Below are 14468 nucleotides of genomic sequence, written 5' to 3'. Positions count from 1 at the left end.
TTTTCTTCGGCTTCCAGGGCGGCGGCGAGGGTCTGGGCTTCGCCGTCTTCCAATTCGCCGAGGATGTAGTCCATGAGGCGGGGATCGTCTTTGTCGAGTCGCATGGGGGGGACTCCTTTACTGGCCGAGGGCCGGGTCGAGGCGGCCCTGGAGTTGTTGGCGGAGGGTCTTGAGGGTGGTATGGATGACGTAGCGGATGTTGTTTACGTCGTGCCCGGTGACCTCGCTGATTTCCTTGTAGGTGAGTTCGTGCTGGAACTTGAGGCGGAATATCTCCTGGTTCTTTTCCGGGAGCCGCGCCAGGGCGGCGTGAACGAGCGCTTCGGCCTCGTGGCCTTCGGCGACCTCGCCCGGGACCGGTTTTTCGTCCGGCCGGGCCTCGGCTTGTCCTTCTGCGAGGGGTATCATGCGGTTTTCCTTCTTCAGGACGTCGAGGGCGCGGTTTCGGCAGACCCGGTAGAGCCAGGGGGCGAGATGGGCCTCAATGCGCGCCCAGTCCGCGGTGCACAGCTTTACGAAGGTGTCCTGCACAATGTCTCGCGCCAGCTCGCCGTTGCCGGTTAGCCGCGTTGCGTACCGTATGAGGGGGGCTTCGTACCGGTCGAGAGCCGCCCGCACCCGGTCCGCGCGACGTTGGTCGTCCATGGTCATCCAGTCTGCTCCGGAACCTGGTTGGTTGCCGACGCTTCGGCGTCTGTCTACCTTGTTAACGCTTCAGTCGGAAATGTGTTCGATACGTTTGTTGGCATGGTACAGGATTGGACACCGAAAGCGTGGGTTGGTTCGGCGGAGAGGGGGGAATGCGGTTATTCGCACGCATTTTTTCGTTGACAGGATCGACCTGCCAGTCGTATAAGGAATAATGGCTTGCTTCGCGGATGGTCCACGGGGTGAGACGATGGATAAGGTGGAAGGCCGCGAATGCGGTAGTGGCGGCTCCACAACCCATTTCCAGGAGGGCAAGACCATGTTGAGCACGCATCGGTGTATCGTATTGGGGTTGCTGAGCGGTTTTTTGGCGTCTGGTTCGGCGTATTCGGCGGAACCGGCGCGGATCGAGGGAATCCACTACCAGGACGGGAAACCGGCGTCGGGGGAGATTGCGCTGGAATATGTGGAGCGCGGCAGTGGGAAGGAAATGAAGCGGGTTCATGCGGATACGGAGGGGCGGTTTGTGTTCGAGGAGGTGGAACCGAGCGAGGTGAAGGTGGGGCGCTTTGTCGAGTACGTTCGGATACAAGGGGGCGCCTCGTGGCCAGCGTGGACTTCCAGCCATACCCGGATACTGTTTCCGAAACCTGGCGAAACGCTGGAGGTTGAACTGGGGAACGGCGGCTGGACCGTTCGGGGGCGGATGGTCGCGCCGGAGAACGCCCGGATCGACATAGGCTGGCAAGCGGGGAGTAGCCGTCGCCTGTATTCGATCGAGCGCGACGAAGCCGCCCCACCGGCAGGACTCACGCGGGAAGAGGCGGAGGCCTGGCGCAGGGAACGTTACGATTCAGAGGAAGCCAGGGCCATACGCGGGCGCCAGCGCATGTACGTGGTGGATGTGGAAGAAGACGGGCGCTTTGAAGTGGCCGATGTGCTTCCCGGCGCGTATCACTTATACATCGAGGTGGACGACGACGCCAAAGACAAGGATAAAACCGGCCCCATGGGTTCGGGTATGGCGAGCCTCGCGGTGACGGTGCCCGAAGGCGAGGGAGGCGAAGTCGACCTGGGCGCGATAACGGTCAAATTATACGATCATCTTCAGCCGGGGGATGCGGCGCCGGCATTCACGGCGGAGACCCTGGAGGGCAGGTCGATTACGCTTTCGGATTTTCAGGGCAAGTATGTCCTGATTGATTTCTGGGCGACCTGGTGCGGGCCGTGCATTGCGGAGATGCCGAAAATGAAGGCGCTGTACGAGAGGTTCGGGCAGCATCCAGCGTTTGAAATGCTCGGGCTCAGCGTGGACAACGAACGGGACAGGCTGGCGAACTACGTGAAGGACGAGGACCTGAAGTGGGTCCAGGGATATCTGGGGCCGTGGTCCGAGACGGATGTGCTTGACAACTACGGTGTTCGCGGTATCCCCTCCATTTTCCTGATTGGCCCGGACGGTAAGGTTGTCGCGAAAAACCTGCGCGGCGATCGGGTGGCGGAAGCGGTGGCGACGGCCCTGGGGGAGTAGGGCCTTTGGGGTACAGTCTTTCATGACGCGTAGCGTCACCTATTAAGGATGAAAATGGACGGCGGCTTCGCCGCCTGGCAGGCGGGGACGCCCACCACGGCGCGTCTTCGACCTGCGCTCCCAGCCTTTGCCGCATCCTTGGGACTTTGCGCCCTGGGATACATCGAACGGGTGGTGGACTTGGTGGACAGAGTGGACTTGGTGGACAGAGTGGACTGAGTGGACTTGGTGGATGGGGTGTGCTTGGTGGATGGGGTGGACTGGGGTGGTATTAGTCTCGGTTGGCAGTCCGTGCGGGGTGGCGCTGGGCTTCTTCGTGCATGGCCTGGACGGCGGCGTGGACTTTTTCGGCGAGTTCCTTGCGGTCGCCTTCGGCTTTGATGGGGTCGCCGAAGCGGATGGTGCAATGGATGCCCTTGAAGCCGAGGAAGCGCAGGACGTGTGGGCCCATGGGCGTGCCGCGCCAGTAGGCGATGTCCTGTTCGAGGTCTATTGCGGGGTCGCCGGCGCGCCAGGTAATACAGACCGGGACGATATCGACGCCGGCGTCGAGCGCGGGCTGGAGGAGGGGGGCGCGGAAGGGGAGCAGAGCCGTGCCGCCGGAGGTCGTGCCTTCGAGGAAGACGCAGACGTTGTAGCCCTCCTGGATGCGCCGAGCGATGCTGTCATTGGTGGCGGCGAGGCAGCGCCGGTCGTTGCGATCAACGGTGAGGTTGCGCGAGAAGCGGAAGAGCCACCCGAACAGGGGCCACTTCAACACGTCGGCCTTGGAGACGAACCACATGCGGGCGGCGACGGGCAGTACGGCGATGTCGGCGTAGGTGATGTGGTTGGGCGCCAGGAAGGAACCGTGTTCGGGCGGGGTTCCTTCGACGGTAACTTCGACGCCGATGGCGCGGGCCATGGCGCCGAGCCAGTCCTGGGTGCCGCGGTAGAGGAGGTTTACCCGTTCCTTCTCGGTCTTGTAGCGAAACTGTCCAATGTAATAGGGGGGGACGACGCGGGCGGTGCCGGCCAGCATGCACAGGATACGCCAGGCGCATCGCAGGCGGCTGGAGTGCGCGCGCGAGGTGGCGTAGCCTTCGTTTTCCTGGGTTTCTGCCGTCACCTGGGGTGCTCCGTGGGGTCGTACCGCGGGTCGCGATCATTGGGTTCACATGCTTACGCCTGTTACTATACTGGGCGTGTGCGGGGCGTTACAAGCGGCGGGGACAGGGCAATCGCATTTAAACTCGAGCTCGGAATATGGGGGTAAACTTGAGTCGATTTGGAACCTTGAATCAACGATAGTGAGCGTTTTGGAGCGCCGGCATCTGTGCCGGCAAGGTCAGAGATTCGCCGTAGGTGAAATGCCAGCGCTCCAACACGCGCCCTTTTTAACATTGAAGGTGGTTCATGTGGGGATCGGCTCGAGTTGGAAGCTTAAATGCGATTGCCCTGGCGGCGGGGAGGCCTTCGACGGGCGCTATTCCGGCCGATAGGGAACAATCGAACTGGCCCGAAGCAGGCTGAAGCCGTCGTAGCGCTCCAGGAGCCCCTCGACTGTGACGCGGGCGCCCGCCAGCGCCAGGTCGAAGCTCAGTGGGGCATTGCCGTTCCCCGCCAGGAGCACCACCGTGGAGCGGTTGCCTGTCGCGTGGACCAGAAGCCCCGGCGTTGTCCCGGCGGCGAGGCAACGCACGGCGCAGCCGCGGTGGAGCTTCCCCGCCCCGGGGCGCATCGATCCGAGCGAGCACGGCAGCGAAACGAGTTCGCCGGAGATGGAGGTATCTCCAATTACCCGAGGCGGGGTTGGAACCACGCCGCCAGCTGGCGGTTCCACACGCATCGGTGGCGCATCGGACTTGAGTTGCAGCATGGCCACTTCATGGCGGTGGAAAAAGTCGCCTTCCGCGCTGATAAACGCTCCGTCGAATTCACGCCAGCTTTCCGGAATTCCAGTCAGGCCGGGCCCACCGAGTGGAAAGTAGTATCCCGGGCGGTAGCCGGTACTGTCCGCCGGGCCAGGTACATACAGGGCCGGGACGGGATCCATCCGTAGGACGCCGTCGAGGGTTCGGCCGTGTCCCCGGGTAATCATGCCGGGGTCAGGCGGAGACTGGGCCGCCGCAAAGGCAGCCAGAAGCGCGGCGCCGCCGAGGACGAAGAGGGCGGACGCCATTTGCAGGAACTCGTAGAGCGGCGCAGGGAAGCGTCCAGGCTCGCCCAGGTGAAAATCAGGCGGAACGGACGCCTCTTCGGAGGGCACATCCATGGATGCAGCCCCGGCGGGTTCGGAACCTGGTTCCAAGGGGCGTGGCTGGACAAATACCACGCCTTCGCGAATGCACACCGGGTAGACCGGAACAGGAAACGCGGACCCGGAGAGGGGTTGCCCGGAATCCAGCCGGAAGCGGGCGCCGTGCCAGGGGCAGGTGATGGCGCCCTCCGCGATCTGTCCCTCGGCAAGCGGCCCTCCTTGATGGGGGCATAGGGCTCCGGTGGCGTATACACGGCCAGCGGAGGCGAATATGGCGATGGAATGCCCCCCGATCCGCACGCCCAGGCCTGTGCCTGTGGGCAGGTCGGAGGCGCGGCATACGGTGTGGAATCCGTCCGGCGGCGTCACGTCCGGGGTGGCGATACGCGGTTTACGAGCCTTCAGAAAAGCCGCGGTGTGCAGGACCAACAATAGGATGGCGCCCACGGCAATCGTGAGCGGGTAAACGAGGTGGAATTCGGATTGCAGGTAGCCGAAGGCCACGTGCAGCACCACAAGCAGGTACGCTGGATAGACGAGCAGGTGGAGGAGACGCCAGACGCCGGGGCCCAGGATGCGCTGCCAGAAATCGTGGCTGCTGGCGGCGAGGACGTAGAGGCAGAGCAGTGCGAGCACGCCGAAGGGCTCGAAGGGAATTTGGGCGAGGCGTTCGGGGGACGCGAATGCGCCGCGGTATTCGGCGGCATAGGCGGTGAAGAGGCTCATTAGAGGAAAAGCATTGGGGCCGCGGTATTGGTATATGGCAAGAACGGCGTGGAGCAGGGCGAGTAGGAAGAGGCAGACGCCCAGATGACGCCGATCATAGCGCAGCGCGAGGAAGCGCGGGTTCAGGCGCGCGAGGGGCCCGAGGCAGAGAACGACATGGAGGAGGTACAGGGCCATGAACGCGCTGCATCGCAACGCCAGCGCGAGGATGGGGGTATCGGGATGGAGGGTCAGCGTGGTTGCGCAAAAGGCGGCGGCGGACAGCACGATGAACGCCACGATGGCGGCATCGTAGTATCGCGTACGAACGGACCAATGTTTGTGCGGCGCAGCGCTCATCGGCGTCCCCTCGAACTGCCGCTGGTTGCTTCGAGACGTTCGAGAGACCGATCCAGCATGTGGTATACATACCAGAATCCTTCGCGGGACATTTGTTGCTCTGGAAAGCGGCGCCAGAGGTTTGGCCAAGGCCACAAGAGTCCGATATACACGGAACCGTCGGGGAGGATATCGCCGCTGGTCTGCGTCGGGGCCCAGTATATGATCGAGGGGAGCGCCTGCTCACCGTCCCGAAAACGCAACTCCAGACCGTACTCGCGGGCTGTGGTGCGCGCGGGAAAAACTTCGGCGGGCAGCGATGGAAAAGCGTTTCCGAGATTGGCGCCATAGCTGAGGAGCTCGTTGTCCGGTATCACGGCAAACGGAATGGGTTGGGACAGTGGGCTGACATCGCGCCCGAGCAGGGCGAGCGCGAGTATGGGCGGCGTGGCCAGGAAGGTGATGACCGCGATGGGTGGCTGCCACCGTGCGACGTGTTCCGCGCGCCCGAGGTTGGGCTGGGGGAGCCGCCCGGTCTTGTTCTTACTCCGCCAGAGTAGCACGGGCCAGAAGACGGCGATTCCCGGCGCGAGGAAAAGGCGATCGAGGCGGGGGAGCCTGCCCGGTTCGACACGTTTCGAGAGACTTCGGTAGAGCGGCGCGGCGAGGAGTAATCCAGCCAGGAGCCAGGCGGCGATTGCCACAAAGCCAATCAATACGAGGGTTTCAAACATGCGGACCCGTTCCCGTAGCGTCGTGACACAGCCATAGCCGATTCCCCATTTATGGTATGCATTCGCGGCGGTTCCGGATCCATACCGCGAGGCGCTCCATGCCCTCCGCCATGCTTACCGCGGGATTGTATCCCAGATCGCGCCGCGCGGCCGAAATATCGAACCAGTGGGCGGTGGCCAGCTGGCGGGCGACGAATCGGGTCATGATCGGCTCTTCGTCCTTTCCAAGGAGGTTGTATACGGCCTCCATCGCGGCGCCGGCGGCATAGGCGACGCCCGCGGGGACCTTTTTCGTGATAGGCGGGAGGCCCGCTGCGGCGAGGATCTGGTTCAGGAGGACATCCATGGCGACGGGTTCGCCATTGGAAATGAAATAGGCCTTCCCCGCGCATGGGGCATCGGGGGCGAGGGCGTCGAGGGCATTCAGGTGCGCGGCGGCGGCGTTGTCGATGTAGGTGGCGTCGACGAGATTGCCGCCGCGGCCGACGATCTTCACTTTTCCGGCCTTTGCGCGGGCAATGAGGCGGGGCACGAGGTGGTTGTCGCCGGGACCCCAGATGAGGTGGGGACGGAGGGCGACGGTGGCGAGCGCCGGGCTGTTCGCGGCGAGGACATCCTGCTCGGCCCGGGCCTTGGTGGCGGCGTAGTGGCAGAGAAAGCGCGTTGCGTAAGGGGCGGATTCGTCGACGCCGCTCTCGTCTTCACCGTTGAAGGTGACGCTCGGCGTGCTGGTGTAAACAAGTTTACCGATGTGCTGTTCGCGGCAGGCCTCCAGCAGGTTTCGGGTGGCGGTGACGTTGGCGCGGTAGTAATCGTCGTGCGGCCCCCAGACGCCGGCTTTCGCGGCGACGTGTATCACGGCGTCACACCCCGACACGGCTTCGGCGGCGACCTCGGGATCGGCCAGGTCGCCGCGGACGCAGGTTACGCCCCTGGCCTCCAGTTCCGGGTAGGCGCCGCGCGCGACGCTGCGCACATTTTCCCCGCGGGCCAGGAGTTGGGAAACAATCGCGCCGCCGAGAAACCCGCCGCCGCCGGTAACGAGAACGGTCACGAGAATTTCCCTTTCGCCCATTCCGCAAGCTCTTCCCGGAAGATTTTTGCGTTGTGCCGCACATCGACCGGGAAAGCGGGGTGAAACAGGAAGGTGTGCACCGGACGGGTGATTTCGTGGCGCCCGCCGATGGCCTTCAATTCGTTGATGATGGTTTCGTCGTCGCGACCGCCGGTGTCGGGGGCTTTCTCAACACAGAGGACGGGGATGGTAACGCCGCCCTTCGAAACGCCGACGAGGGCGGTGCGCTTGACGGCGGGGTGGGTATTGAAGATACGCTCGACGGGGATGGTGAAGAGCGTGGCCTCGGGGGTTACGACACGGTGCGCCTTGCGCCCGCACATCCAGAGCCGGCCCTGATCGTCGAAGTAACCCACGTCGCCCATGCGGTGATAGATGATGCCGAGGTACGGATGCTTTATCTTCGCAAGCTTCGTGGAATCGGGGCGGTTGTAGTAGGCCTTGGTGACCACGGGGCCGGTCACGGTGATCTCGCCGATTTCTCCGGGCGCGCAATGGAGCTTGTCGGACCAGTGCTCGATGGGGTCGTCGGCGATGTGGATCACGGAGGCCTCGACGCCGTGCACCGTGCGTCCCACGCATACGCCCGCGCCCTGGTCGGTGGCCTCGGCGGTGTCGCTGAGGAGTTCCTTCGATCCGATGAAGGCGACGGGTAGGGCTTCGGTGGCGCCGTAGGATGGGAAGATCTCCACATCGTCGGGGAGGAGCTTGGCGAAGCGGGCGAGGGAGGGGTTGCTTGCGGGGGCGCCGGCGGAAATGACCCGCTTCAATGTCGGCAGGGTGATGCCGTTGGCAATGCCGTATTGCCCGACCAGCTCGATGAGGGCTGGCGAGGCGAAGAGATTCGTGCAGTGGTTGTCGTGGATGGCGTCGACAATGTGACGCGGATTCGAGGTCGCCGGCTGGCTTGCGTCCATGTCGGGGATGACGGCGGCCATGCCCAGGGCGGGCCCGAAAAGGGCGAAGAGCGGGAAGGTGGCAAGATCCTTTTCTCCCGGCTGGATGCCATAATCCTCGCGGAGGATTTCCACCTGGGCGTTGAAGTTTTCGTGGGTGTAGACGGCTCCCTTGGGGATGCCGGTGCTGCCGCTGGTGAAGAGGATGGCCGCTGTTTCGCCGGGAGCGGGTTCGACGGGCGCGAAGGGGCGCGGTTCCTTCAGGGTGATACCGTCCAGCGTGTAGCCGCCGAGAAAGAGCTTCGGCCCTACGGAAACGAGTGTTTTGACGGTGGGTTTGCCCCAGCCGAAGAGCTGGCGCGCGATATGGGCCTTGGGAATGCCGATGAAGGCCTGTGGCTCGGCCTCCGCGAGGCAGGTCTTGAGGTTTTTGATGCCCATGCCGGGGTCCACGAGCACGGGAACGGAGCCGGCCTTGAAGAGCGCGAAGGTGAGGGCGAAGAATTCGAGGCTGGGCTTGACCATGAGGACGGCGCGGACGCCGCGCCCGATCCCGACGCGATCGAGGCCGTGTGCGATGCGATCGCTCTGGTCGTCCAATTGTTTCAGGGTCCAGGTGGCGTAACGGTGGCGTCCGGTTGCGCCGCCGGGGCGTTGCACAGCGACGGCAAGGTGATCGGGGTGTAACTGCGCCATGCGAGGGAGGTGCGCGGCGATATTGCCCGACAGGGCGGGTGTTTCGGTGGTCATAGTCTCTTCCTCATGCGTTGCCCCGGGTGCTGTCGTTGCATTCTACCGCTTTTTACACGGGAGAGTCAGGTTCTATTCGTGCGAGTGGGTGGGGCTTGCGCGAAGGAGTGGACCACGTGGAATGGATGGTCGGAGTGGACTGGGGCGCCGGGAGCCGGTTGCTATGCGAATTGAAGGCGCCGGCCTTTGGGCTCGGGAATCGGGCGGCCAAACTCGCGGGCGGTATCGATCCACAGGTCAATGGCGCTCTGGCAGTTGGAAAGGGCGTCTTCCGGTGTGGGGCCGTGCGCGGCGCAACCAGGCAATTCGGGCGCCACGGAGATGAACGCCGCGTCTTCGTCACTCCAGTAGATGATGATTTCATACTTGTGCATCAGGCGTCCTCCTTGTCGAGCAGGCCTCTGGACGTGATCGTTTCTCTTACTTGCCGAACTTGATACGCCTTAGCCAGGCGCCCGTCTCGCTGCAAGTTTATCAGGATATCACTCCCAGGCATCACGAACACATGGTGACTTCCGCGAATTCTTTCGATAAATCCAAGCTGGATCAACAGCTTTCGAATATCATCGAATTTTAAGTTCGAATCCGACTGCCCACGAAGAATCCTGGCAATCAGTTTGTCCTGTTTGGTCATTCTAACACATCGCTCCGCGCCTTCAGGGACATACGTCGGAGATTTGGGCTCTCGATTTCCGTATGCCTCCACATCCTGTACAACGAAAGCTTCTATCCATCCTCACCACGTCCGGGCGGACCCGGAGACGAGATCACGCAAACCTTCAAACCCCACTGGCTTTCCGCCTGCGCGGAAGTGAGACCGCAGGACATCAGCACATTGACCAGCGCGCAATCCAGATCGGCAGCTTGTATACTGGGGCATCGGGAGATTTTAGAAGACGGAATGGAATGGGTGTGAAAGCGCGGCGCCGCGTGTCATTGCGCGAGAAACCGCTCGATCAGCCCGATTACCTCGTCCTTTGCGTCCTCCAGGATGTAGTGGCCGCAATCGTGGAAACGATGAACCTTCGCGTTCGGGAAGGTGTCGGTCCATCGCTTCAGGAAATGGCGGTCGAAGACGAAGTCCTGCATGCCCCAGCAGATCAGCATGGGGCGATCGTTGAATTGTTTTGCCTTGATCTCCACTTCGGTGACGATGGGGTAGGCGGGGTCCTTGCCGTGGAGCGGGATGTCCTGAACGAAACGGAGGGTGGCGATTCGGTTCTGCCAGGAGTCGTAGGGGGCGCAGTAGGCGTCCCGGAGTTCTTTGGGCATGGGGTTTCGCTTGCACCCCACCTCCGCCGCGGCGCGCGCGAAGGCGTTGAAGCCCCGAATGAGCGCCGCGCCGAGGAGGGGGACGCGGCACAGCCACAGGGCGAGGGGGAAACGCTTTTCGGGCGGCAGGTGGAAGGCGGAAGTGTTGAGGATGACGAGGCGCTTGACGCGTTCGGGGTGGCGCGTGGCCCAGGCCATGCCGATCATGCCGCCCCAGTCGTGGAGGACGAGCGTGACGTTTTCGGTGACGCCGAGGTGGTCGAGCAGGGCTTCGAGATCATCGACGCGGCTCTTGAGGGTGTAGGCGTACTGGTCATCGTCGGGCTTGTCGGAGAGCCCGCAACCGATGTGGTCGGGCGCGATGCAGCGGTGGCGGTCCTTGAGCGCCGCGATAAGGTTGCGGTAGTAGAAGGACCACGTGGGATTGCCGTGGAGCATGACCACGGGGTCGCCCTGGCCTTCGTCGAGGTAGCTGTACTTGAGGCCGTTGCGGTTGATGTGCCTGGGTTTGTAGGGGTATTCAGGAATAAGCATGGGGAGTACCTTGGACGAAAAGTTTGAACCACGAATAAACACGGCGCAGCCGATGGCCACAACCAATAGCGTTGAACCACGAATGGACACGAATTCACACGAATAAGACCGACGCACGAAGAGGCGCCCGGTTGTATAGCCCCGGAGGGGCGGCAGACCGTAGCCCAGGGTGAAGATCGAAAACGCGCCGGAGGCGGGTTCGATCGGAACCCTGGGTATTCGATAACCTAACAACACAGCCCTGAAAAGGCGACATAAAACAACCACAGATCCGCATCAAGAAAATTCGAAAACATCTATGAAAGCATCGCTCAAGATGACGGGTAGTAGAACGAATTTACACGAATGGAGAGGCGTTTTACCACGAAGATCCAGGATTCGACCTCCCGTGGTGAGGACCCGAAGTTGGTGTCAAGAACTTTCTGTAATTTGTCTTGGTGTCTTGGTTGAAGCCTGGGTTTAGGTTTTGACCTCGGGTTGTTTTTCAGTTTCCCCCTCCCCCCGGGGGGAGGGGGAAACTGTACTAGTATTGGTTATGCCGCGTTCTGCTTCTGCTTCTTCGTATTCGCCCTGCGTTCGTCCACCCAGTTCATCGTAAGGTAGCGCGCCCGCTCACAGACCCAGCTTTCATGGCGTTCGAGCAGGTGCGCGCCAATCAGCCTGTCCGCGGACGCCACATTGGGGAAGATGCCCACGACATTCGTTCGCCGCTTGATCTCAGCCATGACCCGCTCGATCATGTTCGTCGTGTACACCCGCCGCCGGCACGGGCCGGGCAGGTCGTGCGTGGCAAGGGTCTCCTCGAACTGCTCCCGTATTTGCGTGGCGACTTGCGGGTATTGATTCTCCCAGCGCTCCGCGACGCGCTCCGCTTCGGCCAGGCTTGTCTTGACGTCTTCAATCTTCCGGGCGGCCCGCAGCTCCTGCGCCAGCGGCTTCTTATCCTTGTGACCCACCTTGGCCAGCGCGTTGCGCTGGAAGTGGGTCCAGCAACGCTGCCAGGTGGCCTGGGACCACTGCGTGCCCACCGCCGCCTGTATGCCCAGGTGCCCGTCCGAGACGACCAGCTCAACGCCCGTGACGCCACGCTGGCGCAATTCGCGGAACACCTCGGTCCAGGTGGCCTCGCTTTCCAAATCCGCCAGACGCCAGGTGAGAATTTCCCGGCGCCCGTCATCGTTGATGCCCGCAACCACGAGAGCGGCCTGCTTGCGCACCCGGCCGTGAGAGCGGGCTTTGACGTAGCACGCGTCCACCATCAGTACAGGCCATTCCCGCTCGTCCAGACGGCGCTCCCGGAACTCCGCGAGCTTCTCGTCCAGCTCCTGGGCCACGCAGGAAACCGTGCTCGCCGACAGGCTAAAACCGCCCATCTTCTCCAGCACGTGCTTCACTTTCCGGGTGGATACGCCCATGAAATACATCTCCGCGCAGGCCGTCAAAAGCGCTCGCTCGCTCCGCTCCCATTTGGCGAAGAACAGCGGCGAATACGGCTCCGTGCCGCGCACCTGGGGGACATCCAGGGAAAGCTCGCCAACCCGGGTCTTGAGCTTGCGCGGCTTGTACCCGTTCCGATGGCCTTTCCGGCCTTCCGAGCGCTCGTGACGGTCCGCCCCCACGTGCTCGGCCACACCAGCCTCCATCACCGCCTTCGCCATGGTCTCCAGCATCAACTTCATGATGTCTACCTCCCCTCCTTCTTGAATCTGGCTCAGATAATCCGCAAAATCCTTCATGGCTGTCATTACTCCTCGTCTTGGCTTCTTCCAAAAACACCTAGACTGGAGCAAATGACGGCCATCTTTGTCTAGCCCCTTTTACAGAAAGTTTTATACTCCATCGACCCGAACGTGATATCATGCTACATGTAGATTCACGGCGTACATCAAACCCGGTAAAGTGGGGACAATCCTCCATGCTGAGATTCTTAAAAGCCAGAGTGCTTGATTGGCTGCTGTTTGCGCTTGCCTTTGCGATAGGCGCCGTTGTTCTGCCCGCCACGCTATCGGATGCCCCTGCCGAGGACTTGGTCGGCTCCTCTGTTAAGATTGTGCCTCTATTCATTGGGGTATTCATAATCGGGGATCTGACGTTACGAATCTCGGTCTTCATTGTGTCCTCTATCGCCATGAAGTATTTCGGCGAGACAATTCGCAAGCATTTACGCAATTATGGCATCGGAATAGAGCGGCCTGAATCGGGGACGTAGTAGCGAGATCCAAATATTCCCATTCGTGTAAATTCGTGTCCATTCGTGGTCAAACTTTCCTCCCACCTTTCCCCCTACCACCGCACCCCCAGCATCATACAATTCAACCCACTCCCAATCCCCAGAAGCGCCACCCGCTCCCCAGCCTTCAGAAACCCCCGCTCACCCGCAATCGCCGCCGTAATCGGCAGTGACACCGTCCCCATATTGCCGAGGTAGCCGAAGGTGGTGAAGTCCTTTTCGGGGGGCATGCCGATCGATTTGAGGATGGCCTGCTGGTTGGCGCTGCCGACCTGGTGGCAGATGGTTTTGGCGACGGTCTCGCGGGTCCAGTTCAATTCGGCGAGGAAGGCTTCCCAGGTCTGGAGGCCGAGGGCTACGCCGTGTTTCAGGACGGAGACGGCGTCGGTGCTCATGAACTGCTTGCGGAGGGGGCCGTCCACGCGCTCGAGGCCCCAGGTGCAGAGGCCGTGGTGCTCCGGGGCGGCAAGGGCGACTCCGCCGAGCAGCTGGCGCTGATCGCCGGGAGCGCGGAAGGATCCATCGGTGACGAGCAGGGCGACCGCGCCGGAGCCGCCGGTGAGGGTGGCGAGGGACTCGATGTAGTAGGGCATGGTGGGGTTTGCGAGCATCTTCTCGATGGTCTCGTGGACGATGTCGCGGGCGGTTTCGGCGGAGACGACGAGTCCGGCGCGGATCTGGCCGAGTTCTATGCGGTTGGCGACATCGAGGATGCCGTTCAGGACGCCGAGGCAGGCGTTGCTGAGGTCGTAGACCGCCACGTTCCCGCCGATCCCGAGTTCGCCGGCGACGCGGCAGGCGGTGGCGGGTTCGAAGTTGTCGCGCCCGACGCCGCAATAGACCACGGCGCCGATATCGGCGGGTTGCACGGCGGAGTGGGCGAGGGCCTTGCGCCCGGCGGCGATGGCGCCGTCGCTGAGGGCGTAGCCCTCGGGCCACCAGCGGCGCTCCTGGATGCCGGTGAGGGCTTCCAGCTGGCCAACGGGGATGTGGAGTTTCCGGTAGAGGGGCGCGAGGGCCTCTTCGAGTTCCTCGGAGGAGACCACGACGGGGGCGAGCTCGTAGGCGATGGTATCGATGTGGGCTTTGGTGTAGATCATTTTTTAACCACGAATGGACACGAATTTACACGAATAAGAACCTGCACCACGAAGGGCACGAAGATCGCAGGGCAGCCTTGGGCCGCAACCGAATAAAATTGAACCGCGAATGAACACGAATAAACGCGAATTGTATGGTGGCTCAAGGCGCGTCAATATTGAATTGAGTCGACTTGGGTTTCCCGCTCTTTCGGCCCGAAGGGCCAATGCAGCTTCGAGCCCTGCGCAGCGCCCAGGGGAAGCGTGGTGTAGTTTTTATTCGCCCTGAAAGGGCAGCGCAGTACAGCGCGGGAGCAAAAACTCCGCCGCCCTTTCAGGGCTCACAGGAAACCTATTCCGTTTACCCCGGGCGTTGCCCGGGGCTCGAAGCTGCCGTGCCCCTTCGAGGCGTTTTCTCAAGGCTTGGTAACGGGAT

General features: G+C 62.3%; 13 protein-coding genes. 2 read left to right on the top strand and 11 right to left on the bottom strand.

The window, feature by feature from the left end; translation table 11 throughout:
• Positions 1 to 117: 117 nt before the first annotated feature.
• The gene (locus KF886_09370) at positions 118 to 651 is read right to left on the bottom strand and encodes a sigma-70 family RNA polymerase sigma factor (protein MBX3177558.1); all 534 of its coding nucleotides are present in this window, start codon (positions 649 to 651) and stop codon (positions 118 to 120) included.
• Between the two features lie 316 nt (positions 652 to 967).
• Between KF886_09370 and KF886_09365 the strand changes: the two genes are divergently transcribed.
• Positions 968 to 2179: a TlpA family protein disulfide reductase gene (locus KF886_09365; GenBank protein MBX3177557.1), complete on the top strand. Its 1212-nt coding sequence runs from the start codon at positions 968 to 970 to the stop codon at positions 2177 to 2179.
• Between the two features lie 271 nt (positions 2180 to 2450).
• Here the strand turns inward: KF886_09365 and KF886_09360 are convergent, their stop codons facing one another.
• The 9 genes from KF886_09360 to KF886_09320 form a co-directional block, all read right to left on the bottom strand.
• Positions 2451 to 3287, bottom strand: coding sequence for a 1-acyl-sn-glycerol-3-phosphate acyltransferase (locus KF886_09360; GenBank protein MBX3177556.1), 837 nt, complete (start codon positions 3285 to 3287; stop codon positions 2451 to 2453).
• 357 nt (positions 3288 to 3644) lie between these two features.
• Positions 3645 to 5483, bottom strand: coding sequence for a Rieske 2Fe-2S domain-containing protein (locus tag KF886_09355; protein ID MBX3177555.1), 1839 nt, complete (start codon positions 5481 to 5483; stop codon positions 3645 to 3647).
• Positions 5480 to 6196 carry a hypothetical protein gene (locus KF886_09350; protein ID MBX3177554.1) on the bottom strand — a complete coding sequence of 239 codons (717 nt, stop codon included), beginning with the start codon at positions 6194 to 6196 and terminating at the stop codon, positions 5480 to 5482. The genes KF886_09355 and KF886_09350 overlap by 4 nt, the downstream gene beginning before the upstream one ends.
• 49 nt (positions 6197 to 6245) lie before the next feature.
• The gene (locus KF886_09345) at positions 6246 to 7250 is read right to left on the bottom strand and encodes an NAD-dependent epimerase/dehydratase family protein (GenBank protein ID MBX3177553.1); all 1005 of its coding nucleotides are present in this window, start codon (positions 7248 to 7250) and stop codon (positions 6246 to 6248) included.
• Positions 7247 to 8917, bottom strand: coding sequence for an AMP-binding protein (locus tag KF886_09340; GenBank protein ID MBX3177552.1), 1671 nt, complete (start codon positions 8915 to 8917; stop codon positions 7247 to 7249). The genes KF886_09345 and KF886_09340 overlap by 4 nt, the downstream gene beginning before the upstream one ends.
• Before the next feature lie 161 nt (positions 8918 to 9078).
• Positions 9079 to 9291, bottom strand: coding sequence for a type II toxin-antitoxin system HicB family antitoxin (locus tag KF886_09335; GenBank protein ID MBX3177551.1), 213 nt, complete (start codon positions 9289 to 9291; stop codon positions 9079 to 9081).
• Positions 9291 to 9551, bottom strand: coding sequence for a type II toxin-antitoxin system HicA family toxin (locus tag KF886_09330; protein ID MBX3177550.1), 261 nt, complete (start codon positions 9549 to 9551; stop codon positions 9291 to 9293). The genes KF886_09335 and KF886_09330 overlap by 1 nt, the downstream gene beginning before the upstream one ends.
• 299 nt (positions 9552 to 9850) lie before the next feature.
• Complete coding sequence (locus KF886_09325) at positions 9851 to 10723, bottom strand: alpha/beta fold hydrolase (protein MBX3177549.1); 873 nt, start codon at positions 10721 to 10723, stop codon at positions 9851 to 9853.
• 533 nt (positions 10724 to 11256) lie between these two features.
• Complete coding sequence (locus KF886_09320; GenBank protein ID MBX3177548.1) at positions 11257 to 12459, bottom strand: IS256 family transposase; 1203 nt, start codon at positions 12457 to 12459, stop codon at positions 11257 to 11259.
• A 179-nt stretch (positions 12460 to 12638) separates the two neighbouring features.
• On the opposite strand from KF886_09320, the gene KF886_09315 reads away from it, so the two are divergent.
• Positions 12639 to 12932, top strand: a complete 294-nt coding sequence (locus KF886_09315; protein MBX3177547.1) for a hypothetical protein — start codon at positions 12639 to 12641, stop codon at positions 12930 to 12932.
• 74 nt (positions 12933 to 13006) lie between these two features.
• On the opposite strand, the gene KF886_09310 is transcribed toward KF886_09315, so the two are convergent.
• The gene (locus KF886_09310; GenBank protein ID MBX3177546.1) at positions 13007 to 14053 is read right to left on the bottom strand and encodes a 3-oxoacyl-ACP synthase III; all 1047 of its coding nucleotides are present in this window, start codon (positions 14051 to 14053) and stop codon (positions 13007 to 13009) included.
• Positions 14054 to 14468 lie beyond the last annotated feature (415 nt).

Source organism: Candidatus Hydrogenedentota bacterium (genome assembly GCA_019637335.1).
GTDB lineage: Bacteria > Hydrogenedentota > Hydrogenedentia > Hydrogenedentales > JAEUWI01 > JAEUWI01.
Note: the sequence above shows the minus strand (reverse complement) of the source record. Positions and strands in the feature narration are given on the sequence as shown.